Consider the following 26,240-nt stretch of genomic DNA (forward strand, 5'->3'; position numbering starts at 1 on the left):
AGATGACTGATTTAAGCCTTGGTCGCCATGCCAATATTCCGTCGCCGCCAAATCATAATCAAGACATCAATCCTCAAGCGGTGCTTGGGGCCGAAATTATTATCGAACAACTGCATAAGTTTTATGGTTCAGTTAAAGTCCTTGAAGACTTAGATCTGCATATTCAGCCGGGTGAGTTTTTAGCCATTGTCGGACGCAGTGGTTGTGGTAAAAGTACCCTGCTGCGCCTGATTGCCAACTTAGAACAACAAAGCTACGGCGAAATTAAGTTTAAGTCCGCACGACACCTCCGCGAAGGGATTACCGCAGACGATATACGGGTCATGTTCCAAGATCCACGACTGTTACCATGGCGTTCAATTGAACAAAACGTACAACTGGGGTTGCCTAAACAACAACATGCCACTGCCTCGGGTTTGCTCGAAAAAGTCGGACTCAAAGAAAAAGCGGGACTTTGGCCTTCGCAGCTCTCTGGGGGACAGCGTCAACGGACCGCTTTGGCACGCGCTTTATCGCATAAACCACGGATTTTATTGCTCGATGAACCTTTGGGAGCACTCGATGCCTTAACCCGCTTAGACATGCAGAATTTGATTGAAAAATTATGGACGGAACAGGGCTTTACCGCCATTTTAGTCACCCATGATGTTAGTGAGGCTGTTCAACTGGCCGATCGGATTATTTTGCTAGACCGTGGCCATATTGCCAAAGAGTTTCAAGTCGACCTGCCCCGCCCTCGTGTCAAAGATATGCAGTTCAATACCCTTGAACAGCAGGTGTTAAATGCGGTTTTAGCCACATAAGTAGACTAAAAAATCCTTAGCTTGGGGGGCTAAGGATTTTTTAGGCTGAATTTCAGTAAAAAAAGCAGAAGACTGTCATATGACTTAAGCATACTTTAGTTTAAATAATGTAATAAATTTCACGTTATTTTTATCAAAACATGCCACTTCACATTGAATCATTTCATATAGTTTAGACAAAATAGTTTTTATATAATTATATTTTATTGGACAACTTTTAGAATTTATCGCAATTTAAGAGCCAATCTACAGAATAAATGATCATTATTCAAAAAATTAAATTTCCACTTTGTGCACAAATCTGATGATTTGCCGTACAATTTGTCCTTCCCCCTTTTTATTGTTTTTTAAATTAGAGAATGGAACAGAAAAAGAGTACTCAAAAACGCCACCAGCTGCTGAATGCTGCACTAGATGTCTTCTCGCTCTATGGATTTAATGGAGCAAGCTTAGATGAAATCGCACAGATTGCTGAAATGCACAAATCGAATATTTTCTATTACTATGAAAATAAAGAAGCTTTGTACGTTGAAGTTTTAACGACGGTTTTACAAAAATGGTTAGCCCCACTACAAATGTTAGAAGCTGACTTAGAGCCGGAAGAAGCGATCACCAACTACTTATTGCAAAAGATTGAGGTTTCTCGGACTCAACCGAAAGCGTCTCGCTTGTTTGCGTTAGAAGTGATCCAAGGAGCTCCGCATATTTTGGAAATCCTTAAAGGGCCTTTAAAGAAGTTGGTCAAACGTAAAGCCAAAGTCATTAGCAATTGGCAAGAGCAAGGTAAAATTTCAACTGAAATTGACCCTGAGCTGTTAATCCTCAACATTTGGGCCTTAACACAAAACTATGCTGACTTTGCCACGCAAATGGAAATGGTGACAGGTAAAACCCTACGTAACCGCAGCATGCAACAACGAGTCATTCAACATACCGTGCATATGATGCTGTATGGCGTGATCCCGCGAACACCGTCTGCATTATTCAAAGCTGAGTAATTTTGGCATACGACCATAGCACTCTATGGTCGCCGAATTGAAAAAGACAGAATCAAAGCCTCAGATACTTTCAAATAATGCTAATAATTTCTGAGCTCCCAATAACAAATTGTCTTCCCAGTCCAAATGCGCGGTGTCGTTGGCACCATCTGAAATATATTTGACCGAAATCAGACGGACACCCTGTTTTTTACAGACCTTTGCCAGCGCATATCCTTCCATATCAACCAAATGACACGGTACTTTGGGTTCACCCGTTTCAAAGCTATCCCCTGTTCCACAGATACCAGTGCGGAGTTGTTGGAAAAACGGTTCTAAATGAATTTCCGCAGGATGCATGGTGTCAAATGGGGTAAAGCCGACAGCGAAACCCAGTGGAGAGACATCCATGTCGCGTTGTACAAATTGAGAAACTTCAACCAATTCATGCTTATCAAAATAAGTACTGCCTGCTGTACCTAAATTAATCAGGGTTTTACAGCCTGTTTTTTGAATCACTTCAAATGCTTTATAGGCCGCGTTGACTTTACCAATACCACTGTAATGAACTTCAATCCCTGCTTGCTCAAACAATCCTTTAGACTCATTCGGCAAAGCCATGATTAGTGCAACATCCGACATAAAATACCCAAATAACAGACTTCATGCGTGCCATTAGAAAACAAATCGATCCGAAAGAAAAGCGCCTCTGATCTCTACTCAAACAACCGACATAAGATCAGATGGCACTTTAAACTGAAAGGATTGTAGACCTCATTTATACTGCTGTTCTAAATAGGTTTTTAAGCACGGCGAAAAGAACAAATGACCTTGATAAAAACCCTGTGCCGTTTTGGTTGCGACCAAACTCCATAACAACATCAGTATGGTTGCAAAAGCATAGCCAACAGCATACAAGAAGGCCAAATTGAGTTGTTGGGCTAAGGTTAAGATTGCGAGCGTATATACGCCCAATGGGAAGGTCAGTCCCCACCAGCCCAAATTAAACGGCAAGTCTTGTTTGGCATGGTGCAAAGTCGTCAGTACCGCAATCCCCAACCACCACAGTCCAAAGCCCAACAGGATTAAACTGGCCAAAATCCCTGCCTGATGAAATAACTGACCCAGTTGTGCTAAGCCCAAACTTGCCATCAGCGTCGGTGCCTGATGCCCCAAAACCAATAATGCCAAAGCAGCAGTGCCTATCGGTCCCAAAGCCAACCAACTGCTGACCGCCAACTCTTTTTCAGGCAGTTTATGTAAGACCAATCGCAACATTAAAATCGTTAAAATTGCAAAGGCGGGTAATACTGAAACACCCCACAACACATAACTACCCAATAAAATCGCAACGGCATGAGTATCAGCTGCCAAATGCCCCAGTAATAAACCACCACTGCTGGCTGCAACTTCACAGGCCACGATTGGCAATAACCACACCGCGGTCATCTGCTGTAAAGCATGCTCCTGATGTCGATACATGGCAAAAGGAACTGCCCACGCCACCAAGAGCGCCAAGACCACATCGGCATACCAGAGCGTTTGCGCAATCTGTACAGCTGTGTCGCCATAAATAGGCTGACCATACTTTAAAAAGCCATTGAGGATGGTGGCCAGCGCCATCGGAATCGTACCTAAAAATAGGCTCATGCTTGGATGTTGAAAAATCTGTTTGGCTTCGTGCGGATAAAATGCCCAACGTAAGCCATATAGCACACTAAAAAGTACGAACAATAAAATATTGAAATACCACAGCCCTGTGCCAAGTTGCCATGTGAGTGCCTTTAACATCGGAAACTCTGATACAATTAACGCCACAACACCTGTTCCCATACTGACAGTGAACCAGTTGGGAGTGAACTGACGAATGATATTGTGGCGCTGTCCAAGTTGTGTAAATGGTTTTTGCATGAGTTCGGCCTCATTTAAAATCTACATTTATACTAATCAAATCAACAAATAAGGAAAATTGATTAATTTATATTAAATAAATCAATAAAATTGATATAAATATACTTTGCACTAAATTTTGCGTTGTCAAAAAACAACCACAAGACGAATGCCCAAGAATATGGCAATATATAAGCCGTTCTTAATTCCAAGCACTTGATTTGCCCATGAAGCTGCTCCGTCTAAATGCTTTGCCCTCAAATACCCAATTAGAAAAAACCGCTGTCACCATCGGTAATTTTGACGGGGTGCATTTGGGTCATCAAGCCATGATTCATCAGCTCAAAGCCGTTGCAAAACAACAAAATCTAAAAACAGTGGTGATGATTTTTGAGCCTCAACCACTTGAATTCTTTAAAGGTTATGATGCTCCACCGCGTATTTCATCATTGCGTGAGAAAGTCGAATATTTAACTGAGCTAGGTGTGGACTATATTGCGGTCGCAAAATTTGACAACAGCTTCCGAAGTTTAAGTGCAGAACAATTTGCCGATATTTTAAAAGAAAAACTCCATGCCCAAAGTTTGGTTTTAGGTGATGACTTTCACTTTGGTAAAAACCGCCAAGGCAACAGTGAGTTTCTCGAAAACTATGGTTTTCAAGTCCACAATCTAGAAACCATCCTCTCAGAAGGTGAACGCGTCAGTTCAACTCGGATTCGCCAAACACTAGCCGCAGGGGACTTGGCGCTGGCTGCTCAGTTATTGGGGCGCCCTTATAGTATTACGGGTCGCGTACAATATGGCGACCAAATTGGCCGAACCCTTGATTTTCCAACCATTAATGTACGTTTAAACCGACATAAACCCTGTTTAAACGGCATTTATGGTGTAGATGTGATGTGTGAAACCACGTCTTTACGCGACAAAGTGAAAGCAGACCACCCTGATCGATTAGGGGTTGCAGGATATGACCATTCAGCGCTTTTTGGTGCGGGTCATGTCGGAACACGTCCAGCCATTCAACAAGCACAGCCAGAATGGCGATTAGAAGTACATTTCCCTGATGTTTCTGCTAATCTGTATGGCTTGTTAATGCGGGTCACTTTCTTGAACTACTTACATGGTGAAAAGAACTACCCTTCGCTGGAAGCACTAAAAGCGGGAATTGATGATGATGTGGTGAAACTGCTTGAGTTCCGCCAAAACACCCCCACATTTCCCTTTTAAATACCAATCAATTTTATGTAAAACGCGTCAGCCGAGCCGCTGATTAAATTGGAAGACATCTTGCATGAGCGATAAGCAAACTACTGAAAATGCAGTGGATTATAAAGCCACACTCAACCTCCCAGGTACCGAATTTGCTATGAAAGCAAACCTTGCGGTGCGTGAAGCAAAATGGTTAGAAGAGTGGTATGCCGACAACATTTATCAGCAGATTCGTGCGTCGCGTATTGGTAAAAAAAAATATGTTCTGCATGATGGCCCTCCTTATGCAAATGGCCAAATTCACTTGGGTCATGCGGTCAATAAAGTTTTAAAAGATATCATTATTAAAAGTCGTATTCTCGACGGCTTCGATGCCCCTTATGTACCGGGTTGGGACTGTCACGGCCTTCCAATTGAACTGAAAGTAGAAGAGAAAGTCGGTAAAGTGGGCGTGAAGGTGGATGCTTCTACTTTCCGTAAAGCCTGCCGTGAATATGCTTACACCCAAGTTGAACTGCAAAAGAAAGACTTTGTACGTATGGGCGTGTTTGGTGACTGGGACAATCCTTACCTGACCATGAACTTCAAGCAGGAAGCGGACATTGTGCGCTCTGTTGGCGCGATTGCAAAAGCAGGCCATATCGAACCAGGTCTTAAACCTGTGAATTGGTGTTTAGACTGTGGTTCAGCTTTGGCTGAAGCCGAAGTGGAATATGAAGATAAAAAATCTGACGCGATTGACGTTGGCTTTACGGTTGTCGACTTAAAAGACTTAAGCGCACGTTTAAATATCAACGTAGACGCTGCAACAGATATCGTAATTTGGACCACCACGCCTTGGACTTTGCCTGCAAACCAAGCGGTTGCCGTCCATGCTGAAATTGACTATCAACTTGTTCAAGTTAGCACCGACCGTGGCGTGCAAAACTTTATTTTAGCTAAAGACTTGGTTGAGTCGGCAGTTGAGCGTTATAAGCTTGAAAACCCTGTGGTTCTCGCTGATTTTAACGGCTCAGCAATCGAAAACCTATTATTACAACACCCGTTACTGACCGATCGTCAAGTGCCTGTGATTTTGGGTGAACATGTCATTGCAACCAGCGGTACAGGGGCGGTACATACTGCACCTGGCCATGGTGTAGATGACTATAAAGTTGGCTTACAGTACAACTTAAAAGTTGAAAACCCAGTGGGTGGTAATGGTGTGTATTTACCAACTTCACCGATTTTTGCAGGCGAGCACATCTACAAAGCCAATCCAAAGATTATTGAAGCTTTGGATGCAGTTGGTCGCTTATGGGCACATCAACCGATCAAACATAGCTACCCACACTGCTGGCGCCATAAAACACCGATTATCTTCCGTGCGACCCCACAGTGGTTTATCAGCATGGATGCACAAGGTCTGCGTCAAAACGCTTTAAATGCGATCGAAAACGAGATCAGCTTTGTGCCTGATTGGGGTAAAAATCGTATTCAAGCCATGATCGAAGGTCGTCCAGACTGGTGTATCTCACGTCAACGTACGTGGGGTGTGCCAATCCCATTCTTCGTGCATAAAGACACCAACGAGCTCCATCCGCGCACAGCCGAGTTGATCGAAGAAGTCGCGAAATTGATCGAACAAGAAGGGATTGACGCTTGGTATAACCGTGAAGCGAAAGACTTTATCGGGGATGAAGCGGAACAGTACAACTGTGTGCGTGACACTTTAGACGTGTGGTTCGACTCAGGCACAACGCACTATGCCGTGTTGCGTGAACGCGAAGAACTCACCGATCCAGCCGATTTATACCTTGAAGGTTCAGACCAACACCGTGGTTGGTTCCAGTCTTCATTGCTCACCTCGATTGCGATCAATGAACGTGCGCCGTACAAAGGTTTACTGACCCATGGCTTCGTGGTGGATGAAAAAGGCCGTAAGATGTCAAAATCTTTGGGCAACATCATCACCCCACAAGACATCATTAAAGATATGGGTGCAGACGGCTTACGTTTCTGGATTGCATCGGCCGATTACCGTTATGAAATGACTGCAGGTAAAGAAATCTTTAACCGTGCATCAGATGGCTACCGCCGTATTCGTAATACTTTGCGCTTCTTGTTAGCGAACCTCAATGGTTTCAAACCATCGACGGATGCACTGCCTGTAGATCAATTGATCGCACTTGATCAATACATCTTGCAACGTGCAGCGGACGTACAGAAAACCATTCAGCAAGCCTATGAAGATATGAACTTCCATATCGTGGCAAATGCGCTGACCAACTTCTGTATCAATGACTTGGGTGGTTTCTACCTCGACATCATCAAAGACCGTCAGTACACCACCAAAGCCGATTCACAAGCGCGCCATTCAGCTCAAACTGCGCTGTATCATTTGGTCCAAGCCTTTGTACGTTGGATGTCACCAATCTTAAGCTTTACCGCTCAAGAAGCATGGCCACTCATTCCAGAACAAACTGAGAAATATGTGTTCACTGCGGAATGGTATGACATTCCTATGGCTTCAAAAGCAAACTTATTGTCTGAAGCCGATTGGCAAACCCTGATTGCAGTGAAGTCTGCTGTGAACAAGTTCATCGAAACTGCGCGTACCGCGAAAATTGTGGGTTCAAATCTCTCTGCCAAAGTTGAACTGTGGGCAGATGCAGAACTCAAGGACGTACTGGATCGTTTAGATGATGAACTTCGTTTTGTTATGATCACTTCACAAGTCTTGGTCAATGCATTCGATGCAACTCAAGGTGAAGCCTCTGATCTGGCGGGTCTGAATGTGCAAGTCTCGGCGGCTGATGGTGAAAAATGTGTACGCTGCTGGCATGTTCTGCCAGATGTAAATACACATGTTACACATCCAGGTCTATGTGGTCGTTGTATTATCAACCTTCCTACAGGCCAAGGCGAAGAGAGAAAGTATGCCTAACCCTCAACAAAAAAAGGGCTTATTCCAATTCTATCCGCACAATTTGGTGTGGGTAGGTTTGGCTATTCTAGCGATTGTCTTAGATCAATGGACCAAATGGATTGCAAGTTCCCATCTGAATTATGCAGATCCAGTACCAGTCCTGCCCTTTTTAAATTGGACTTTATTGCATAACTATGGCGCAGCCTTTAGTTTCTTGTCCGATGCGGGCGGCTGGCAACGTTATTTCTTTACCTCTCTTGCAGGTATTGTGTCTGTCATTTTTCTGTTTTGGCTAATGCGTATGCCTAAAACCGTGAAAGTGCTGCCCATCGCGATTGCCCTAATTTTAGGTGGTGCTATAGGGAATTTAATTGACCGTGTAAGCTTAGGCTATGTGGTTGATTTTATTCATGTGTACTATCAAAACAGCCACTTCCCTGCGTTTAATATTGCAGATAGTGCGATTACGCTAGGAACGATCCTTTTGTTGATCGATACCTTTTTTCTCGAAAAAAACCGTATCCAACGTGCCGAAGTAAACCATGACTGATTTTATTAATCCCAATGAAGAAACTCGCGTGAGCGAAGGTTCAAAAGTAGAGTTACATTTTTCTGTTTGTATTGAAAATGGCGTAGAAATTGATAACACACGTAGCCGTGAAGAGCCTGTAAGCCTAGTGATGGGTGATGGCAGCTTACTTCCTGGTTTTGAAAAAGCCCTGTTCGGTTTACGTGCTGGCGACCGTCGTACGGTGAGCCTACCACCAGAAGATGCTTTTGGCCCGTGGAATCCTGAAAACGTACAACAGTTTGATACGGTCAAATTTGAACAGCGTCCTATTGAAGGGCACATGATTGAATTTGAGGACAAAGCTAAACAGAGTCTTTATGGTGTGGTTAAAACTGTAGGTGATGACATCACCGAAGTCGACTTTAACCATCCATTGGCAGGTAAAGATATTACCTTTGAAGTTGAAATCTTCAAAGTGACGCCTGCTGGCCAACAAGGCATCAAAATTATGTAAAGCCACAGATCGATTATCTGTGTGTCAGCCAAAGCCCCTTCGGGGGCTTTTTTAATGCCTCAAACATTGGTCAATCAGATACATATTCAATCTATGCAAAGCCTAATTTTCATACTACCGTAGCGTAATCACATTTATTTCCCAAGGATTTTTCATGAAAATTCAGGTCATTATAGGCAGTGTTCGCGAAGGTCGGACTGCCATTAAAGTTGCGCGATGGGTACAAAAAGGCTTTGAACAACTTGGACTCAATACGGACCAACTCGAGTTGGTCGACTTAAAAGAGTGGGATTTGCCAATTTTTTCAGGTGAAAATCCCCCAATGACAGGGATTTATGATCAACCCAAACAACAAGCATGGGCCGACCACATTGCCCAAGGTGATGCCTTTATTTTCATTAGCCCCGAATACAATCATGGTTATAGCCCTGCGCTTAAAAATGCCCTAGATTACTTAGGCAAAGAATGGCAAGGTAAACCTGCGGCCTATATCAGTTATGGTGGTACCAATGGCTCACGCTCCATCGACCAAATTCGCCAAGTCGGTACTCAGCTCGGTCTGGTCGATACCAATGCGGTGATTGAAATTCGAGATATTTTTTCACGCAATAAAACCGAAGATTTTGAACCAAATCCTTTTGATGAGAAGAATCTAAAAGCAGCAATTGATAAACTCATTAAATATGTCAGTGCATAAGCATGAGATTCTTCTGTACGCTATTGCTTACAGTAACTTAAATATTTGTCGGCTTTTCAATAAACAGCATCGACGCTATAGTTAAATCATACAGAGACAGGATGTCTCAGATGAAAAACAAAAATAACAACATACACAGTAGGATGCTGATCGGTAGGACAGGAAGGAGTTATACCGCTTGAAAGAATTTAAAAAGCCCTCGACAGGATGTCGAGGGCTTTTTAATTATCTTCAAATTTTAACATCAAACCCCAAGTCAACATCAGAGGCTGCCTTACCACCACGTATTCCCCAATTTTCTAGCTGAAACTCTCGAATTAAGATAGAGACATCGTCTTTTGGGATACCTAACTGTGCTAAATGATGTATCAATTGCTGATAAAGTTTTCGCTTGGTTTCTATCGACCTTCCTACGAAGCAATCAATTTCAATCCAAGTAAAAGAAGCTGGTTGTGTTAAATGAAGAGGACAAGCAAAGTGGTCTGGTTCATGTACGACTAAACGAATATTACGATCATATTGAGGAAGTACTATGAACCGCCTCCATTATGGCTTGCTCTTCATCGACACTATATTTTTTTCGAACATGAATTTGTGTACTAGGCATTCCCCACTCCATTATTATTTTCAATGCTTTGAACGGTTCATATAATCATACTTTTATGATGCATAAACCATCATCCTCTTCACCGTTTGTCGGCATGTTCTTCTGCACAACCAAATATTACATCTGCTGTTCGAACTACACTTTATACTCTCGCCGACTGAACATCTGCTGCTTCAACCAAAATGCTTCAGTCCATACAATAAATTAAAAAAACAACAATAGAGACCATTCACATGTAACTAAACACCATACTTTTAAATGATTATTGCAAAATTTATGTCGCTGACCCCGAATATACAGATTTAGATGCTCTAGCCGCCTATGTTAGAGTCCATCGCACAGAACTTATGCAAGCGTTGCATCAGTACGGCATCTTATTATTTCGTGGCTTTAAATTACAACGTCACTATGAATTTCATGAGTTGATCGAACATCATTTTCAGCTTGAACCTTGGCATACATTTACGCCTAAAAAATCAGGTTGGTTTGCCTCTTTCATTCGTAAATATAGCGAGAATCGTACAGGTGATGATAGACCTTACCTCAACTGCAATACGGTACAATTAGGCTCTGTTGAAAACTCAATTCAAGGTCCACATGTCGAAGGTGGCCTACATTCGACCCGCTCACGTTATATTGCCTTGTTTTGCCAAGAACCTGCGAACCATGTGCTCGAAACAGGGTTTAATAACCTCGAAAAAATTTGGGCTCATTTTCCAGTCAGCGTACAACAAAAATACTTAGGCGCATGGAACCATTTTTCTTATATTTCAACACGTAAGCTTAATCTATTTGATCGCTTGACCTTCAATAAAAGCTCATTTGGTTTCCAGAAAAAATCAAATAAAGAAAGCAAACTTACCTTAAAACGCTCACCTTTCGTTGTCATACACCCGAACACGCAAAAGTTGATGATCCAGCCGTGGGCTTTTGCAAACAATACCAATTCTTTTGCCCATCAAGCTGCACAAAAAAGCTTTAAGCATCGAGGAAAGCTTCTACCAGACACTACGGCTCATTGCATGCAACTGTCATGGGAACTTTTTACCCATGAAGGTGAAAAAATTGAATGGACGGATCAGGAAAAACAACACTTCTTTGAAGCCTTATATCACGATGCACTCTTGCTCCAGTGGCAAAAAGGGGATGTCGCCTTGGTCGATAATATTAAAATTGCCCATTGGCGGATGAATGGCAAACAAGGACAACGAAAACTGATGCAGATCCAAGCCAATGTCTTAAATGCCGATCGACATGCTGCGCTTTAAGACCGCCTTTCTTAGCAACACTCTGTTTGGGTGATTAATGTGAAAGCAGCTGAATTAAATCTGCATGTTTTCCATCCTCAATCACCCAAATACTGCCATCTTTCGCTTGTTGTAAACCACGGATACGTTCTTTCATATCTATCCGTTGAATTTCTTTTACTGGCTGTGCTGTGGTGTCTACAATAATTAATGCTTCAGATGAAAGCCCACCAATGATGGCTTTATCCTGCCACTTTGGAAACATCTGTCCCGTATAAAAAATCAAACTCGATGGAGAAATCACAGGGGTCCAATCTAATTTCGGCGCTTCAAACTCAGGTCGTGTGGCGTGGTCAGGGATATTCAAACCACTATAATGATCACCATTCGAAACGATTGGATAACCATAGTTTTTAGCCCTTTGAATTAAATTAAGCTCATCCCCACCTTTCGGGCCCATTTCAACCACCCAAAGTTGTTTTTTTGCATCCAAAGCCATTCCTAAAGGATTACGATGCCCCAAACTCCATATTTGTTTTGCGGCATCACCCTGCATCTGAAATGGATTATCTGAAGCAACCGAACCATCATCATTCAAGCGAATCATTTTTCCAAGGTTCGATGTTAAATCTTGTGCAGGCTCAAACTTTTGCCGTTCTCCCGAACTAATCCATAATTTCCCTGCACCATCCAATAATATCCGATGTGCATAATGTCCCTGCCCGCGCACCTTGGGTACTTGTTTCCATATCGTTTTAAGGTTGTCTAATTGTGGTTGCGCCTGATCTAAATTCAAATCAGCACGAATCACGACCGCACCATAACTACCTTGCCCTGCTTCTGCATAGCTAAGATAAATTTGATGGTTTTGTGCAAACTCAGGATGTAAAACAATATCACCTAATCCGCCTTGGGCACCATAAGCCACTTTAGGTATATTCCTAATGAGAGTCTTTGTCTGATCTATAGGATTAAATAAAATCAACTGTCCTGATCTTTCAGTAATTAATAATCGCCCATCAGGCAATACCGCTAATGCCCATGGCTCATTAAATTCAGCAATATGCTTTAACTGCATAGATTTGCCTAAAGAAGCAGAACTGTCCTGTTGTTCATGTGCTGCTGACTCCGCTGGTCTTTGTGCATGACATGCCATTAATCCAAAAAATGCACTCACTGCCATCAACAAACAAAAAGCTTTTTTTCTCAGCATTGCCTTCCCCATTAAATGCACGATCACCATTCATTGTAGAGAAATCATAAGTACAAGGTTATCCGCTTTGGTAACAAGATGAATCTGTGTAAGCCAAAGCTTACAAAAACTGAGGAAAGTGACCACTAGCCTTAAAACAGCTTACAGCATATATTAAATACATCAGGAGATAGGAAGTTTCCCAAACTTAAAACAATAATAATCAGTTTGAGCATCAGGATGTGAGATATGACAGGAGTTGTATCTAAGCACTGAAATACAAAGAAACCTCGACAGGATGTCGGGGTTTCTTTTTTATTGAGCACATTAAAATCTAAATCAAAACCTGTTTTGGCATATTTTGCATGATCACGAGTTAACTATAGCCATTCTTTTCCAACGGATATAGATGAAATAGCTGTTTAAATGCTCAAAATATACACAAATACTTAGTTAAAATTTCTTTTAGTGAAGAAGAAACCATCAAATTCAAGTGATAAAAACTAAACCTATTAAATATTAACGGCTATTTTTAGCTAATATTTTTCTTGTCTCTCATTTATTATTTAATATATTCAGCATAAAAAAATCCCCCTCTGCTTTAAGCGGAGGGGGATTTAGAATTAATGAGCTGGCGATGACTTACTCTCACATGGATAACTCCACACTACCATCAGCGCTAAGAGGTTTCACTTCTGAGTTCGGGAAGGGATCAGGTGGTTCACTCTTGCTATTGTCGCCAGCACAACTGTTTATGACTATTCGTTGGGTCTTATTTACACATTGTGTATGCCTAACTTTCATCAAATGAGTTATTAACAGGTATATTTGAGTTGGATATTTTATCTAGCTTTATAACTAAATCAAGTTGTTTGCAGTGATTTGAACCACAACACCAACTGTTTGGGTGTTGTATAGTCAAGCCTCACGAGCAATTAGTATTGGTCAGCTTCACATATCACTATGCTTCCACATCCAACCTATCAACGTCGTAGTCTTCAACGGCTCTTTAGAGGACATAAAGTCCTAGGGAAATCTTATCTTGAGGTAGGCTTCCCGCTTAGATGCTTTCAGCGGTTATCCCTTCCGAACATAGCTACCCGGCGATGCGACTGGCGTCACAACCGGTACACCAGAGGTTCGTCCACTCTGGTCCTCTCGTACTAGGAGCAGATCCTCTCAAATTTCCAACGCCCACGGTAGATAGGGACCGAACTGTCTCACGACGTTCTAAACCCAGCTCGCGTACCTCTTTAAATGGCGAACAGCCATACCCTTGGGACCTGCTTCAGCCCCAGGATGAGATGAGCCGACATCGAGGTGCCAAACACCGCCGTCGATATGAACTCTTGGGCGGTATCAGCCTGTTATCCCCAGAGTACCTTTTATCCGTTGAGCGATGGCCCTTCCATACAGAACCACCGGATCACTAAGACCTACTTTCGTACCTGCTCGACTTGTGGGTCTCGCAGTTAAGCGCGCTTTTGCCTTTATACTCTACGCGTGATTTCCGACCACGCTGAGCGCACCTTCGTACTCCTCCGTTACTCTTTAGGAGGAGACCGCCCCAGTCAAACTACCCACCAGACATGGTCCTCGTCCCGGATAACGGGACAGAGTTAGAACCTCAATATTACCAGGGTGGTATTTCAAGATTGGCTCCACCGAAACTAGCGTCTCGGTTTCAAAGCCTCCCACCTATCCTACACAAGTAAGATCAAAGTTCAATGTCAAGCTGCAGTAAAGGTTCACGGGGTCTTTCCGTCTAGCCGCGGGTACACCGCATCTTCACGGCGAATTCGATTTCACTGAGTCTCTGCTGGAGACAGCGCCCCCATCATTATGCCATTCGTGCAGGTCGGAACTTACCCGACAAGGAATTTCGCTACCTTAGGACCGTTATAGTTACGGCCGCCGTTTACTGGGGCTTCGATCAAGAGCTTCGCTTACGCTAACCCCATCAATTAACCTTCCAGCACCGGGCAGGCATCACACCCTATACGTCCACTTTCGTGTTTGCAGAGTGCTATGTTTTTAATAAACAGTTGCAGGGGCCTGGTTTCTGTGGCTGCCAATAGCTCAAGGAGTAAATCCTATCACCGTCGGCAGCGTACCTTCTCCCGAAGTTACGGTACCATTTTGCCTAGTTCCTTCAGCAGAGTTCTCTCAAGCGCTTTGGTCTACTCGACCTGACCACCTGTGTCGGTTTCGGGTACGATTCCTATGTAACTGAAGCTTAGAGACTTTTCCTGGAAGCATGGTATCAGCCACTTCACTGTACAAGTACAGCTTGCTATCAGTTCTCAGCATACAGTACCCCGGATTTGCCTAAGATACATGCCTACAACCTTCCACCTGGACAACCAACGCCAGGCTGACTTAACCTTCTCCGTCCTCTCATCGCATTACATAGAAGTATTGGAATATTAACCAATTTCCCATCGACTACGCCTCTCGGCCTCGCCTTAGGGGTCGACTCACCCAGCCCCGATTAACGTTGGACTGGAACCCTTGGTCTTTCAGCGTGCGAGTTTTTCACTCGCATTGTCGTTACTCACGTCAGCATTCGCACTTCTGATACCTCCAGCATACTTCTCAATACACCTTCATCGGCTTACAGAACGCTCCCCTACCACTTGCAATAAATTGCAAATCCGCAGCTTCGGCATATAGTTTTAGCCCCGTTACATCTTCCGCGCAGGCCGACTCGACTAGTGAGCTATTACGCTTTCTTTAAAGGGTGGCTGCTTCTAAGCCAACCTCCTAGCTGTCTATGCCTTCCCACATCGTTTCCCACTTAACTATAATTTTGGGGCCTTAGCTGGCGGTCTGGATTGTTTTCCTCTTGACTACGGACGTTAGCACCCGCAGTCTGTCTCCCGGATAGTACTCATTGGTATTCGGAGTTTGCATCGGTTTGGTAAGTCGGGATGACCCCCTAGCCGAAACAGTGCTCTACCCCCAATGGTATTCGTCCGAGGCGCTACCTAAATAGCTTTCGGGGAGAACCAGCTATCACCGAGTTTGATTAGCCTTTCACCCCTATCCACAAGTCATCCCCTGGCTTTTCAACGACAGTGGGTTCGGTCCTCCAGTTAGTGTTACCCAACCTTCAACCTGCTCATGGATAGATCACCCGGTTTCGGGTCTACACCCAGCAACTAAACGCCCTATTAAGACTCGATTTCTCTACGGCTCCCCTATGCGGTTAACCTTGCTACTGAATGTAAGTCGCTGACCCATTATACAAAAGGTACGCAGTCACCGAACATGTCGGCTCCCACTGCTTGTATGCATGCGGTTTCAGGATCTATTTCACTCCCCTCACAGGGGTTCTTTTCGCCTTTCCCTCACGGTACTGGTTCACTATCGGTCAGTCAGGAGTATTTAGCCTTGGAGGATGGTCCCCCCATATTCAGACAAGGTTTCACGTGCCCCGCCCTACTCGACATCATCATATCAGCCCTTTCGTGTACAGGACTATCACCCACTATGGTTGCACTTCCCAGAGCATTCCACTAAAACTGATATGACTTAATGGGCTTTTCCCCGTTCGCTCGCCGCTACTGAGGGAATCTCAATTGATTTCTTTTCCTAAGGGTACTGAGATGTTTCACTTCCCCTCGTTCGCCTCGTATGACTATGTATTCATCATACGATACCTGCCTTATGACAGGTGGGTTTCCCCATTCAGAAATCTCCGGATCACAGGATATTTGCCGCCTCCCCGGAGCTTATCGCAGGCTATTACGTCTTTCATCGCCTCTGACTGCCAAGGCATCCACCACATGCACTTAATTACTTGACTATACAACCCCAAACAGTCGTTAATCCCTACAAGTAGGATTAAGACAGTCTATGATGATTTCTCATCACTTCCTTACAGTTTGTTGCTCTGTGTACTTAAACACTGTACAGCTTCAATTCAATTCACATACCAAAACGCTTGATTCAGTTAATTTCGCTAGTAACTCATTTCTTCAACCTTCATCAATCAGTAATAAATCACTGTTAATGTCGATCTTAAAAACGAGTATGAACAAATTATTTCAACTCAAATATATTCTGTTAATGATTTTTCCAGCCTTCGTCAGGTCAGGAAACTGTGATAAATCACAGAAGTTAATAAGTTATCTACTTACTAATTTCTGTAATCCAACCTATCTGCGCGAAGCATAGCTTCTTGCTTAAATTTCAAGGAAAAGCATGCTTTTCTTGTCTTGAAATTTGGTGGAGACTAGGAGAGTCGAACTCCTGACCTCCTGCGTGCAAAGCAGGCGCTCTACCAACTAAGCTAAGTCCCCAGCTTATCAATAAGTCAATGTCTCTGTTTTTCTGTATTCAGCATTTAACAATGCTTGTTAGTCAGATTTGGTGGGTCTGACAAGACTTGAACTTGTGACCCCACGCTTATCAAGCGTGTGCTCTAACCAACTGAGCTACAGACCCTCAGATACATCGTCATGAAGAACAACTTGTTGTGGATTCTTACCAATCGTCAATCTTTCGTTAAGGAGGTGATCCAGCCGCAGGTTCCCCTACGGCTACCTTGTTACGACTTCACCCCAGTCATCGGCCACACCGTGGTAAGCGTCCTCCTTGCGGTTAGACTACCTACTTCTGGTGCAACAAATTCCCATGGTGTGACGGGCGGTGTGTACAAGGCCCGGGAACGTATTCACCGCGGCATTCTGATCCGCGATTACTAGCGATTCCGACTTCATGGAGTCGAGTTGCAGACTCCAATCCGGACTACGATCGGCTTTTTGAGATTAGCATCCTATCGCTAGGTAGCAACCCTTTGTACCGACCATTGTAGCACGTGTGTAGCCCTGGTCGTAAGGGCCATGATGACTTGACGTCGTCCCCGCCTTCCTCCAGTTTGTCACTGGCAGTATCCTTAAAGTTCCCGGCTTAACCCGCTGGCAAATAAGGAAAAGGGTTGCGCTCGTTGCGGGACTTAACCCAACATCTCACGACACGAGCTGACGACAGCCATGCAGCACCTGTATGTAAGTTCCCGAAGGCACCAATCCATCTCTGGAAAGTTCTTACTATGTCAAGACCAGGTAAGGTTCTTCGCGTTGCATCGAATTAAACCACATGCTCCACCGCTTGTGCGGGCCCCCGTCAATTCATTTGAGTTTTAGTCTTGCGACCGTACTCCCCAGGCGGTCTACTTATCGCGTTAGCTGCGCCACTAAAGCCTCAAAGGCCCCAACGGCTAGTAGACATCGTTTACGGCATGGACTACCAGGGTATCTAATCCTGTTTGCTCCCCATGCTTTCGTACCTCAGCGTCAGTATTAGGCCAGATGGCTGCCTTCGCCATCGGTATTCCTCCAGATCTCTACGCATTTCACCGCTACACCTGGAATTCTACCATCCTCTCCCATACTCTAGCTTCCCAGTATCGAATGCAATTCCTAAGTTAAGCTCAGGGATTTCACATCCGACTTAAAAAGCCGCCTACGCACGCTTTACGCCCAGTAAATCCGATTAACGCTCGCACCCTCTGTATTACCGCGGCTGCTGGCACAGAGTTAGCCGGTGCTTATTCTGCGAGTAACGTCCACTATCCTAGAGTATTAATCTAAGTAGCCTCCTCCTCGCTTAAAGTGCTTTACAACCAAAAGGCCTTCTTCACACACGCGGCATGGCTGGATCAGGCTTTCGCCCATTGTCCAATATTCCCCACTGCTGCCTCCCGTAGGAGTCTGGGCCGTGTCTCAGTCCCAGTGTGGCGGATCATCCTCTCAGACCCGCTACAGATCGTCGCCTTGGTAGGCCTTTACCCCACCAACTAGCTAATCTGACTTAGGCTCATCTATTAGCGCAAGGTCCGAAGATCCCCTGCTTTCCCCCGTAGGGCGTATGCGGTATTAGCATTCCTTTCGGAATGTTGTCCCCCACTAATAGGCAGATTCCTAAGCATTACTCACCCGTCCGCCGCTAGGTCGTATAGCAAGCTATACTTCCCCGCTCGACTTGCATGTGTTAAGCCTGCCGCCAGCGTTCAATCTGAGCCATGATCAAACTCTTCAGTTAAAAATCATTAGTAGCTTATGGCTACAAATCTTGGCTCATCAATTTTCTGACAAATATTTCTCAAATAAACTTCGAGTAATTTTTACCATTCAATCAATGAAATATTTTCGATCGATCAATCAGTAAAAATCCACACAAGTTGTTCTTCATAATCTCTTAATGATCTTTCTAACACCTCGTCAGTGCTAGAAGCTGGACTCAATATACTTAACAACTCAGCACTTCGTGCTTCGTTCGTTTCCGTCTATCTCGTCGGTATGGGGTGCATTCTAGAGGATTTCTAAAGCTTTGCAACCCCCAAATTCACTTATTTGAAACGGGCGTTGGTTTTTTCTACAAAACTTAAGAAAAATCGTATTTTTCATCTATTTTTTGATCATATTTATCATTTTTTCTCTTATTTCTTTCAACATGAGCATTTCATTTCCAATCTTTAAAAGTCTTTTAAGCTTGAAATTTAAGCCTTAGCATTTATTTTTTCTTTCAGCAGAGTCTTACCAATCTTCTAGCAACGTTGTTTTCAGACTTAAAATCACTCTGTATTCCGTTCATCCCTGTATTTTTGATAAATCATCTTTCTAAAGACGTAGTTCTTTTATATTTGATACATGCCTAAGCTGAAAAACTGCCACATCGCTACAAAGGCACCTAATTATTTAACAAGAATGGAGTGCTTAGTCTGTTTTTATTTCATTCGCATAAATAGCAAAACCCTCTTCTATGCACATCTCAATCAAAATAATTCAAGACAGAGCTGAAATAACAGCCACGATAAAGCTTAATGATACAGAGCATCTGGATATAAGTAGAAAACGCTGTGCTATATACTGTAAGGTAATGACCATCTTTATTGAAAAGTCTGTTGCACCTAACTTTTATGACAACTCGTTATTTGTCTGCGAGAAACTGATTTTAAAAACTAAATTTTTGCCAATAAAAAAGGAAGAGATCTCTCCCAAAACCTCTTCCTCGGAGTTAGATCGTTATCTGATCCATAGATGTCATTATTATAGTTATCTTAAAAAAAGTCCCTTGGGGAAGAGACTTGAAAACTGTGGAGAGTTATTCTTATTGACCCTTCTAGCGATGTTAAAAACATCAACTAGACGTTGAAATCTTATACACACTCATTTTAAATTGCAATATTTTTGGAAAAAATTAAACATTGTTTTTATAAGGTTTTTTTTGAATTTACTTATTTGATTTTTTTATAAAGATTAAAAAATAAAAAGCAGGCCGAAGCCTGCTTTTATATCAATAACTTAAAGCATATATATTCACTGACTTAATCTGTAAAAGTGACTTTCGCAATGGCTTTTTTACCCGACTGGATAATTAAAGTGACATTTTCTTTAACAGAGAAACTCATATCGACCACGTTCCAATCAACTTTGACCGCACCACGACCAACAGCATCTTTTGCTGCTGCAGCATTTGGGTTTAAGCCCGCTACGCGAAGAATCGTTGCAATAAACAACTCGCCACCAAATTCTGCACGTGAAATTGTCACTTCTGGTGTCCCTTCGGGTAGTTCACCCTCAGTAATCAGGTTGCCTGCACCTTTATGTGCATTTTCTGCTGCTTCTGCACCGTGGAAACGCTCTACCAACTCAAGGGCTAGAATTTTCTTCACTTCTTGTGGATTACGCCCTTCAGCAATTTCGTTTAGCAGGACTTTAATGTCTTCAACGGATTTAAAGCTGAGTAAATCGAAATAGCGTTCAATTAAAGCATCTGGCATCGAAAGAACTTTTTGATACATCGCCCCTGGTGCATCAAATACCCCAATATAGTTACCCAAAGACTTAGACATTTTGTTCACACCGTCTAAACCTTCAAGGATTGGCACTGTAATGCAGACTTGCGCTTCTTGGTCATAACGACCCTGAAGTGTACGCCCCATCAATAAGTTAAAGGTTTGGTCTGTGCCACCCAACTCAACATCCGCCTCAAGGGCAATCGAGTCATAACCTTGAACCAATGGATATAAAAATTCATGAATTGCGATTGGTTGATGGTTGTTATAACGCTTGGTGAAGTCATCACGCTCAAGCATACGTGCAACCGTTTGCTGTGATGCCAACTGAATCAGGTCAGCAGCCGTTTTTTCGGCAAACCATTCTGAGTTAAAACGCACTTTGGTTTTATTTGGATCAAGAATTTTAAACACCTGTTCTTGATAAGTTTTTGCATTTTCAAGCACTTGCTCACGCGACAATGGTGGGCGTGTTGCACTTTTTCCAGTCGGGTCACCGATCATCGCAGTATAGTCCCCAATCAAGAAGGTCACGTCATGACCCAAGTCTTGGAAAGTTTTCAGTTTATTAATTAAAACCGTATGCCCCAAGTGCAAGTCAGGCGCAGTCGGGTCAAAGCCCGCTTTAATTTTTAAAGGACGATTTTCTTTTAATTTCTTCAGAAGATCTTCTTCAGAAATAATTTCATGCGTGCCTCGTTGAATGAGAGCAAGTTGTTCTTCAGCTGGCAGGAAATTTGACATCACAAAACCCAAACACATCAGTTATTCAATTTGTGCGATATACTAACACTTTTTCAGCACATTGCAGGCTTTAGAATAATCATGACAGCGATCTATATTGGGGTAATGACCGGCACCAGCATGGATGGTGTTGATATTGTTGCTGCTTCTTTTGATCCATTGCAGCTTCACGCCACCCTCACTCTTTCTTTCGACCCTGATTTACGCGATGAACTGATGGCACTCACTTTGCCCGGTGACAACGAAATCGACCGTATGGGCAAGGCAGATGTGGCTTTAGCAAAGATGATTGGCGAAGGCATCAATCAGCTGATTGAGCAAAGTCATTTAGATCGTAGTCAAATCAAAGCTGTTGGCTCACATGGACAAACCATTCGCCACCGTCCAGAGCACGGTTTTACCTTGCAAATTGGTGACCCAAACATCATCACTGAAATCACCCAAATTCCTGTGATTTCAGATTTTCGACGTCGTGATATGGCCGCAGGTGGACAAGGTGCCCCACTGGTTCCTGCTTTTCACCAAGATATGTTCCAACATGAGAGCATACATCGTGTCATCTTAAACCTAGGCGGCATCGCCAATGTCAGCATGTTGCCCGCAGGCCAACCTGATCAGGTCTACGGTTTTGATACAGGCCCAGCCAACATTTTAATGGACGCTTGGTGTGAACGTTTTACTGGACAGCCCTATGATGAAAATGGCAATTGGGCAGCTTACGGCCATCCGATTCGCAGCCTGCTCGATCGGCTCCAATCCCATGAGTATTTTTCTAAAGAACCACCAAAAAGCACTGGCCGTGAAGACTTTAACCTCGAATGGTTAGATGAACAAATTGCCGACTGGCGCAATGACCTTGAATACGACGAGCTTGAAGACAGTCCTGAAAATGTTCAAGCTACCTTAATGAAGCTCACCACGCGCGCCATTAAAAAAGCCATCTATCGCTCCGACATGGATACCGGTGAAGTCTACGTCTGTGGTGGTGGTGCCTATAATTCACACCTTTTAGAACAATTACGTTGGCGCTTACGTAAGCACAATTGGTCTGTACAAACCACCTCCGCGATTGGCTTAGCCCCAACGTGGGTGGAAGCAACCGCCTTTGCTTGGTTGGCCATGCGCTTTATCCAGCAACTCAGTGGCAACTTACCGACAGTGACAGGTGCACAGGGTGATCGTATTCTCGGGACAATTACCGCAGTTTAAACATCACAGTGCTTCTGACCTTTTAGTCGCAAGCCGAGCAAATCAAAAAAGCCAGTCTGGTGAATAACCGACTGGCTTTTTATCTATATCAGCGATTTTTTGCTGTTAATGTTAACGCATCATCAACTTGGCATTTTCCTGCCGAAAGGCTTTTAATATTTGCTGTCCCGCTCGTCCAGTAGGACTTAAACCTAAACGGATTTGCTCCTGTCGAATCGCTTGACGAGTTTTATCACCAATCAAACCATCCACCGCGCCAATATCATAGCCACGATTCAGTAAAAACTGCTGAATTTCACGACGTTCAGAACGCGAAGTACCTGCATCATCGGTTGGCCAAGTTGTACTAAAACCGCCTTGCCCTTGTAAACGGTCTGACAAATGCGCAATCGCTAATGCATAACTTTCTGCTGCGTTATAACTATAGATTGCATCAAAGTTTTTAAACACTAAAAACAGTGGACCATTTTCACCAGCAGGTGCCATCAGCCCCGCTTGCGAGCTAGAGGATAAATTATCTTGAATTAACGCTGAGCCATCTGCGCGTACCACACCATTCTGCATCCAGTAAGATAAGGACTTCTTATTGCGACGACTTTCACCACTCAGAGAGATCGCTTGGGGATTTTTCACTTCAAATCCCCAAGGTTGCCCAGTTTGCCAACCGCGTTTTTTGAGGAAATTAGCTGTTGATGCCAAAGCATCTGTGGTACTCGACACCAAATCACGGCGTCTATCGCCATCAAAATCAACGGCCAGCTCTTCATACGTCGATGGCATAAACTGGGTATGGCCAAATGCGCCTGCCCACGAGCCTTTCAGTTGTGACTCCGTTAAATCACCACGCTGTAAAATGCGCATCGCGGCAAAAAACTCACCTCGGAAATAGCTTTGACGGCGCCCCTCACAGCTCAATGTGCCTAAAGCTTGTAATAATGGGTATTTACCTGAAATATCGCCAAAATTACTTTCAACACCCCACACAGCAACCACGGTCTCCGCAGGCACACCATACGCTGCCGCAACGCGATTTAGCACTTCACGATGCTGCACCAATTTTTGCTGACCCATGGCAACGCGCTCGTCATCCACCAAACCCGACAAATAATCCCAGATTGGCGTGGAAAATTCAGGTTGGTAATTTAATTTTTCAATCACAGAATAATCAGGCGCTAAATTTTGCGTGTAGCGATCATAAGTGGATGCAGACACACCATTCGCCATCGCTTGGCTTTTTAAATTGGCAATACAGCTTTGAAATGAGTTCTGAGGACTATAATCGGAAGTTGCGACATTTGAACTGCCTGTAACTTTTTGACCATTAATAATGAGCTCAGCATTCGCCTGAGTCGCCGCTAAAAAAAATGAACCTAATAGAAAAGCAAAACGGTGCATAAAATCCCTAATGATTCTTTATCTCTAAATTATGCTTTTTACCTTAACACTTTCGATTTCACTTTTCTGAATCAAAACGTAAATGAATATTCATTCTGGTTTAAATTCAAAACCATCTTTTAAATTTAAAACCACTTATCCACAGCACCCCACATCTCAACTTTTGAATTCAAAAACAACCTCTAGTTCAGCAAGCACTTTAAATTCAATCATCTTGTTTTAAATTCATTTTATCCACATTTATATTTAATATTAATAATCAATAATATACAGAGAATAAGACATCAAAACCCAAGCTCAATATTTTTAAATTCAAAACTTTAAATTCATTCAGTAGTCTTTAAATTTATTGTTTTGAATTTAAATTCAAATAGCATCAGAACTTTGAATTTAAACACTCGATTTAAATTTAAAACTCACTTTTAAATTCAAAATAGACTTAAAAAGATATCCACAAACCCAAGTTGATAGAGATCTCTGCTGTTTCACTTTCTTTTAGGTGAAAACCAGTGTCACATTCAATTGTGGGCTCTGTTTTAAACGTGCTTCACTGCACAAAACTCGCTTTATTTTGCTTTCAGTTTATTTTTCTATGCGCTAATTTTATCTAAACGGATAAAAAACACGCAATTTATTTTAATTTTGATCCGATTAACGGTCACTTTTTTCAAAGAGGCGCAATCATGCCTGAATGAATCTAAATAAAAAAGCGACCACTCTTGTGATCGCTTTTTTTAACAACAACTGAAGCTTTAGATGGTCATATCTTCGCTCAGTGCCAATGGGTTCGGTAAAATTTTCGCTAACTGACGACACAGCGTCGTGAGTTGAGCGGTATCATTCGGCATTAAAGTCAGGTGACCAATCTTACGGCCTTCACGTTCTTCCTTATTATAAAGGTGTAGATGTACACCTTCTAAGGCCAAGACTTGTTCAGACTGTGGATACTGACCAATAATATTGATCATGACCGTAGGGCGAACCACTTCAGTTGAACCCAAGGGTAAGCCTGCGACTGCACGAATATGGTTTTCAAACTGAGAGCATACTGCGCCTTCAATCGACCAGTGTCCTGAGTTATGCACACGTGGCGCCATTTCATTGGCATATAAACCTTTGTCTGTGACAAACAGTTCTAAAGTCAATACGCCAACATAATTCAAATGATTCAATAGACGAGTGATGTAGTCTTGTGCAACGGGTTGTAAGTCCGCACTATTCGGTGCAGGAACAATCGAGTGCGACAAAATACCATGATGATGATGATTTTCAGCCAATGGCCACGTTTTCACATCGCCATTTTGACCACGTACCGCAATGATCGAAACTTCACGCGAGAAGGTCACAAAGCTTTCTGCAATTAAACTTCCAGCAGGGCCTAATTCAGCCCATGCTTGTTCAATTTGCTGCTCAGAACGCAATACGAACTGACCTTTACCATCATAACCGCCTGTGGCTGTCTTCAGCACAATCGGTAAACCCAGCTCAGCAACAGCAGCGCTTAAACTTTCTAGGGAATCTACCGCTTTATAAGGCGCAACAGGAATCTCAAGCTCATCAAATAATGCTTTTTCAGACAAGCGATGCTGTGCAATGGCTAAGGCCTGACGCGGCGGATGCATATCTTTTTGCTTGGTCAAAACATCAACATCAGACAAAGGCGTATTTTCAAACTCAAGGCTGAAGACATCTGCACTGACAATAAATTCTTGTAAACCGTTTTCAGTTTTACTTGAAATCACAGTTCCTAAAGCCGCTGAAGGGCAGTCTGTACTCACATCAAAGAACGTACATTGAATATTTAGTGGCAAAGCCGCTTGCGCCATCATGCGACCCAGCTGCCCACCACCAAAAATGCCGATAGTTTTATTCATGAGGAATGCCCCGTATTAAGCTTGGCCTGGAATATTGTTGCTTGCGACTTTGTCGGTTTGTGCAGCACGGAAATCGGCTACATTTTTTGCAATTTCAGGACGTGTCAGACCTAAAATTTGTGCAGCCATAATCGCGGCATTGGTTGCACCTGCTGGACCAATTGCCAAAGTACCCACTGCAATACCTGCAGGCATTTGCACAATCGATAACAGTGAATCGACACCGTTTAAAATCGAAGACTTCACTGGCACACCAAGTACAGGCAAATCAGTTTTCGCCGCACACATTCCTGGTAAATGCGCCGCACCGCCTGCACCCGCAATAATCACTTGGATACCACGGTCACGTGCTTGCTCAGCATATTCAAAAAGACGATCTGGCGTACGGTGCGCAGACACAACTTCCGCTTCAAATGGGACACCAAGTTGCTTAAGCATATTGGCAGTGTGTTCGAGAGTGGCCCAATCTGATTGAGAACCCATGATAATTCCAACGAGAGGAGTGTCTTGTGAAGCGGCCGCATTCATTGCAATGTTTCCAGAGATAGTTAAGAGAGATAAATCTCGACTAGCGCCAAGCTTTAATAAGAGCCCCGTATTATAGACTGATTTTTCAGCTCTCCAAAATTTAACCGTACAACTAAATGCAGATTTTTC

General features: G+C 43.3%; 16 protein-coding genes, 2 tRNA genes, 3 rRNA genes and 1 pseudogene. 9 read left to right on the forward strand and 13 right to left on the reverse strand.

The genetic code is table 11. The features are described 5' to 3' along the window. Positions 1-2 precede the first annotated feature (2 nt). Both AC4CUZ_RS03485 and AC4CUZ_RS03490 read left to right on the forward strand, forming a co-directional pair. Positions 3-803, forward strand: a complete 801-nt coding sequence (locus AC4CUZ_RS03485) for an ABC transporter ATP-binding protein (protein WP_004684173.1) — start codon at positions 3-5, stop codon at positions 801-803. Positions 804-1,162: 359 nt separating this feature from the next. Next, positions 1,163-1,801 (forward strand): TetR/AcrR family transcriptional regulator, encoded by a 639-nt coding sequence (locus tag AC4CUZ_RS03490; RefSeq protein ID WP_058868590.1) that lies wholly within the window; start codon positions 1,163-1,165, stop codon positions 1,799-1,801. A gap of 60 nt (positions 1,802-1,861) precedes the next feature. On the opposite strand, the gene AC4CUZ_RS03495 is transcribed toward AC4CUZ_RS03490, so the two are convergent. Further along, entirely contained in the window at positions 1,862-2,422 is a 561-nt protein-coding gene (locus AC4CUZ_RS03495) for a phosphorylase family protein (RefSeq protein ID WP_004684171.1), read from the reverse strand. 132 nt (positions 2,423-2,554) lie between these two features. Then, a complete protein-coding gene (locus AC4CUZ_RS03500) occupies positions 2,555-3,691 on the reverse strand; it encodes a TDT family transporter (RefSeq protein ID WP_178928698.1) in 1,137 nt (378 codons plus the stop codon). A gap of 206 nt (positions 3,692-3,897) precedes the next feature. On the opposite strand from AC4CUZ_RS03500, the gene ribF reads away from it, so the two are divergent. The 5 genes from ribF to AC4CUZ_RS03525 all read left to right on the forward strand — a co-directional run bounded on the left by ribF (position 3,898) and on the right by AC4CUZ_RS03525 (position 9,511). Beyond that, positions 3,898-4,899 carry a bifunctional riboflavin kinase/FAD synthetase gene (gene ribF / locus AC4CUZ_RS03505; protein ID WP_104221859.1) on the forward strand — a complete coding sequence of 334 codons (1,002 nt, stop codon included), beginning with the start codon at positions 3,898-3,900 and terminating at the stop codon, positions 4,897-4,899. Positions 4,900-4,963: 64 nt separating this feature from the next. Continuing rightward, positions 4,964-7,807, forward strand: coding sequence for an isoleucine--tRNA ligase (gene ileS / locus AC4CUZ_RS03510; RefSeq protein ID WP_490747248.1), 2,844 nt, complete (start codon positions 4,964-4,966; stop codon positions 7,805-7,807). Beyond that, the gene (lspA, locus tag AC4CUZ_RS03515; RefSeq protein ID WP_490747250.1) at positions 7,800-8,339 is read left to right on the forward strand and encodes a signal peptidase II; all 540 of its coding nucleotides are present in this window, start codon (positions 7,800-7,802) and stop codon (positions 8,337-8,339) included. The genes ileS and lspA overlap by 8 nt, the downstream gene beginning before the upstream one ends. Beyond that, complete coding sequence (locus tag AC4CUZ_RS03520; protein ID WP_004684162.1) at positions 8,332-8,814, forward strand: FKBP-type peptidyl-prolyl cis-trans isomerase; 483 nt, start codon at positions 8,332-8,334, stop codon at positions 8,812-8,814. Before lspA ends, AC4CUZ_RS03520 begins: the two co-directional genes overlap by 8 nt. Positions 8,815-8,968: 154 nt before the next feature. Continuing rightward, the gene (locus tag AC4CUZ_RS03525) at positions 8,969-9,511 is read left to right on the forward strand and encodes an NADPH-dependent FMN reductase (RefSeq protein ID WP_490747251.1); all 543 of its coding nucleotides are present in this window, start codon (positions 8,969-8,971) and stop codon (positions 9,509-9,511) included. A 231-nt stretch (positions 9,512-9,742) separates the two neighbouring features. Here the strand turns inward: AC4CUZ_RS03525 and AC4CUZ_RS03530 are convergent. After that, a pseudogene (locus AC4CUZ_RS03530) lies at positions 9,743-10,118 on the reverse strand (tautomerase family protein). Positions 10,119-10,390: 272 nt separating this feature from the next. Between AC4CUZ_RS03530 and AC4CUZ_RS03535 the strand changes: the two are divergent. Next, complete coding sequence (locus AC4CUZ_RS03535; protein WP_490748045.1) at positions 10,391-11,386, forward strand: TauD/TfdA family dioxygenase; 996 nt, start codon at positions 10,391-10,393, stop codon at positions 11,384-11,386. A gap of 34 nt (positions 11,387-11,420) precedes the next feature. On the opposite strand, the gene AC4CUZ_RS03540 is transcribed toward AC4CUZ_RS03535, so the two are convergent. The 7 genes from AC4CUZ_RS03540 to tyrS all read right to left on the reverse strand — a co-directional run bounded on the left by AC4CUZ_RS03540 (position 11,421) and on the right by tyrS (position 21,123). Next, positions 11,421-12,578: a PQQ-dependent sugar dehydrogenase gene (locus AC4CUZ_RS03540; RefSeq protein WP_490747252.1), complete on the reverse strand. Its 1,158-nt coding sequence runs from the start codon at positions 12,576-12,578 to the stop codon at positions 11,421-11,423. Between the two features lie 608 nt (positions 12,579-13,186). Further along, a 5S ribosomal RNA gene (gene rrf, locus AC4CUZ_RS03545) occupies positions 13,187-13,301 on the reverse strand. A gap of 170 nt (positions 13,302-13,471) precedes the next feature. Then, positions 13,472-16,365, reverse strand: a 23S ribosomal RNA gene (locus AC4CUZ_RS03550). A gap of 420 nt (positions 16,366-16,785) precedes the next feature. Then, positions 16,786-16,861: transfer RNA gene (locus tag AC4CUZ_RS03555), tRNA-Ala, on the reverse strand. Between the two features lie 68 nt (positions 16,862-16,929). Continuing rightward, positions 16,930-17,006: transfer RNA gene (locus tag AC4CUZ_RS03560), tRNA-Ile, on the reverse strand. 61 nt (positions 17,007-17,067) lie between these two features. Continuing rightward, positions 17,068-18,605 (reverse strand): 16S ribosomal RNA (locus AC4CUZ_RS03565). Together the 16S, 23S and 5S rRNA genes with 2 tRNA genes alongside form the textbook arrangement of a ribosomal RNA operon. Before the next feature lie 1,285 nt (positions 18,606-19,890). After that, entirely contained in the window at positions 19,891-21,123 is a 1,233-nt protein-coding gene (gene tyrS, locus AC4CUZ_RS03570) for a tyrosine--tRNA ligase (protein ID WP_101495492.1), read from the reverse strand. A 63-nt stretch (positions 21,124-21,186) separates the two neighbouring features. On the opposite strand from tyrS, the gene AC4CUZ_RS03575 reads away from it, so the two are divergent. Continuing rightward, positions 21,187-22,314 carry an anhydro-N-acetylmuramic acid kinase gene (locus AC4CUZ_RS03575; RefSeq protein WP_224467897.1) on the forward strand — a complete coding sequence of 376 codons (1,128 nt, stop codon included), beginning with the start codon at positions 21,187-21,189 and terminating at the stop codon, positions 22,312-22,314. Positions 22,315-22,425: 111 nt separating this feature from the next. On the opposite strand, the gene AC4CUZ_RS03580 is transcribed toward AC4CUZ_RS03575, so the two are convergent. The 3 genes from AC4CUZ_RS03580 to purE all read right to left on the reverse strand — a co-directional run bounded on the left by AC4CUZ_RS03580 (position 22,426) and on the right by purE (position 26,111). Next, a complete protein-coding gene (locus AC4CUZ_RS03580; protein ID WP_490747253.1) occupies positions 22,426-23,709 on the reverse strand; it encodes a lytic murein transglycosylase in 1,284 nt (427 codons plus the stop codon). Positions 23,710-24,461: 752 nt separating this feature from the next. After that, positions 24,462-25,583, reverse strand: a complete 1,122-nt coding sequence (locus tag AC4CUZ_RS03585) for a 5-(carboxyamino)imidazole ribonucleotide synthase (RefSeq protein WP_490747254.1) — start codon at positions 25,581-25,583, stop codon at positions 24,462-24,464. A 15-nt stretch (positions 25,584-25,598) separates the two neighbouring features. Then, complete coding sequence (purE, locus tag AC4CUZ_RS03590; protein ID WP_004697498.1) at positions 25,599-26,111, reverse strand: 5-(carboxyamino)imidazole ribonucleotide mutase; 513 nt, start codon at positions 26,109-26,111, stop codon at positions 25,599-25,601. Positions 26,112-26,240: the final 129 nt, after the last annotated feature.

The organism is Acinetobacter sp. 789_lipA (assembly GCF_058242845.1).

What these genes read in the sequence shown, in the direction of transcription:
- AC4CUZ_RS03520 (WP_004684162.1), top strand. Translation starts at nt 8,332, where the DNA reads ATGACTGATTTTATTAATCCCAATGAAGAAACTCGCGTGAGCGAAGGT.
- tyrS (WP_101495492.1), bottom strand. Translation starts at nt 21,123, where the DNA reads ATGTGTTTGGGTTTTGTGATGTCAAATTTCCTGCCAGCTGAAGAACAA.
- AC4CUZ_RS03495 (WP_004684171.1), bottom strand. Translation starts at nt 2,422, where the DNA reads ATGTCGGATGTTGCACTAATCATGGCTTTGCCGAATGAGTCTAAAGGA.
- AC4CUZ_RS03575 (WP_224467897.1), top strand. Translation starts at nt 21,187, where the DNA reads ATGACAGCGATCTATATTGGGGTAATGACCGGCACCAGCATGGATGGT.
- ribF (WP_104221859.1), top strand. Translation starts at nt 3,898, where the DNA reads ATGAAGCTGCTCCGTCTAAATGCTTTGCCCTCAAATACCCAATTAGAA.
- AC4CUZ_RS03585 (WP_490747254.1), bottom strand. Translation starts at nt 25,583, where the DNA reads ATGAATAAAACTATCGGCATTTTTGGTGGTGGGCAGCTGGGTCGCATG.
- ileS (WP_490747248.1), top strand. Translation starts at nt 4,964, where the DNA reads ATGAGCGATAAGCAAACTACTGAAAATGCAGTGGATTATAAAGCCACA.
- AC4CUZ_RS03490 (WP_058868590.1), top strand. Translation starts at nt 1,163, where the DNA reads ATGGAACAGAAAAAGAGTACTCAAAAACGCCACCAGCTGCTGAATGCT.
- lspA (WP_490747250.1), top strand. Translation starts at nt 7,800, where the DNA reads ATGCCTAACCCTCAACAAAAAAAGGGCTTATTCCAATTCTATCCGCAC.
- AC4CUZ_RS03485 (WP_004684173.1), top strand. Translation starts at nt 3, where the DNA reads ATGACTGATTTAAGCCTTGGTCGCCATGCCAATATTCCGTCGCCGCCA.
- AC4CUZ_RS03525 (WP_490747251.1), top strand. Translation starts at nt 8,969, where the DNA reads ATGAAAATTCAGGTCATTATAGGCAGTGTTCGCGAAGGTCGGACTGCC.
- purE (WP_004697498.1), bottom strand. Translation starts at nt 26,111, where the DNA reads ATGAATGCGGCCGCTTCACAAGACACTCCTCTCGTTGGAATTATCATG.
- AC4CUZ_RS03540 (WP_490747252.1), bottom strand. Translation starts at nt 12,578, where the DNA reads ATGCTGAGAAAAAAAGCTTTTTGTTTGTTGATGGCAGTGAGTGCATTT.
- AC4CUZ_RS03580 (WP_490747253.1), bottom strand. Translation starts at nt 23,709, where the DNA reads ATGCACCGTTTTGCTTTTCTATTAGGTTCATTTTTTTTAGCGGCGACT.
- AC4CUZ_RS03500 (WP_178928698.1), bottom strand. Translation starts at nt 3,691, where the DNA reads ATGCAAAAACCATTTACACAACTTGGACAGCGCCACAATATCATTCGT.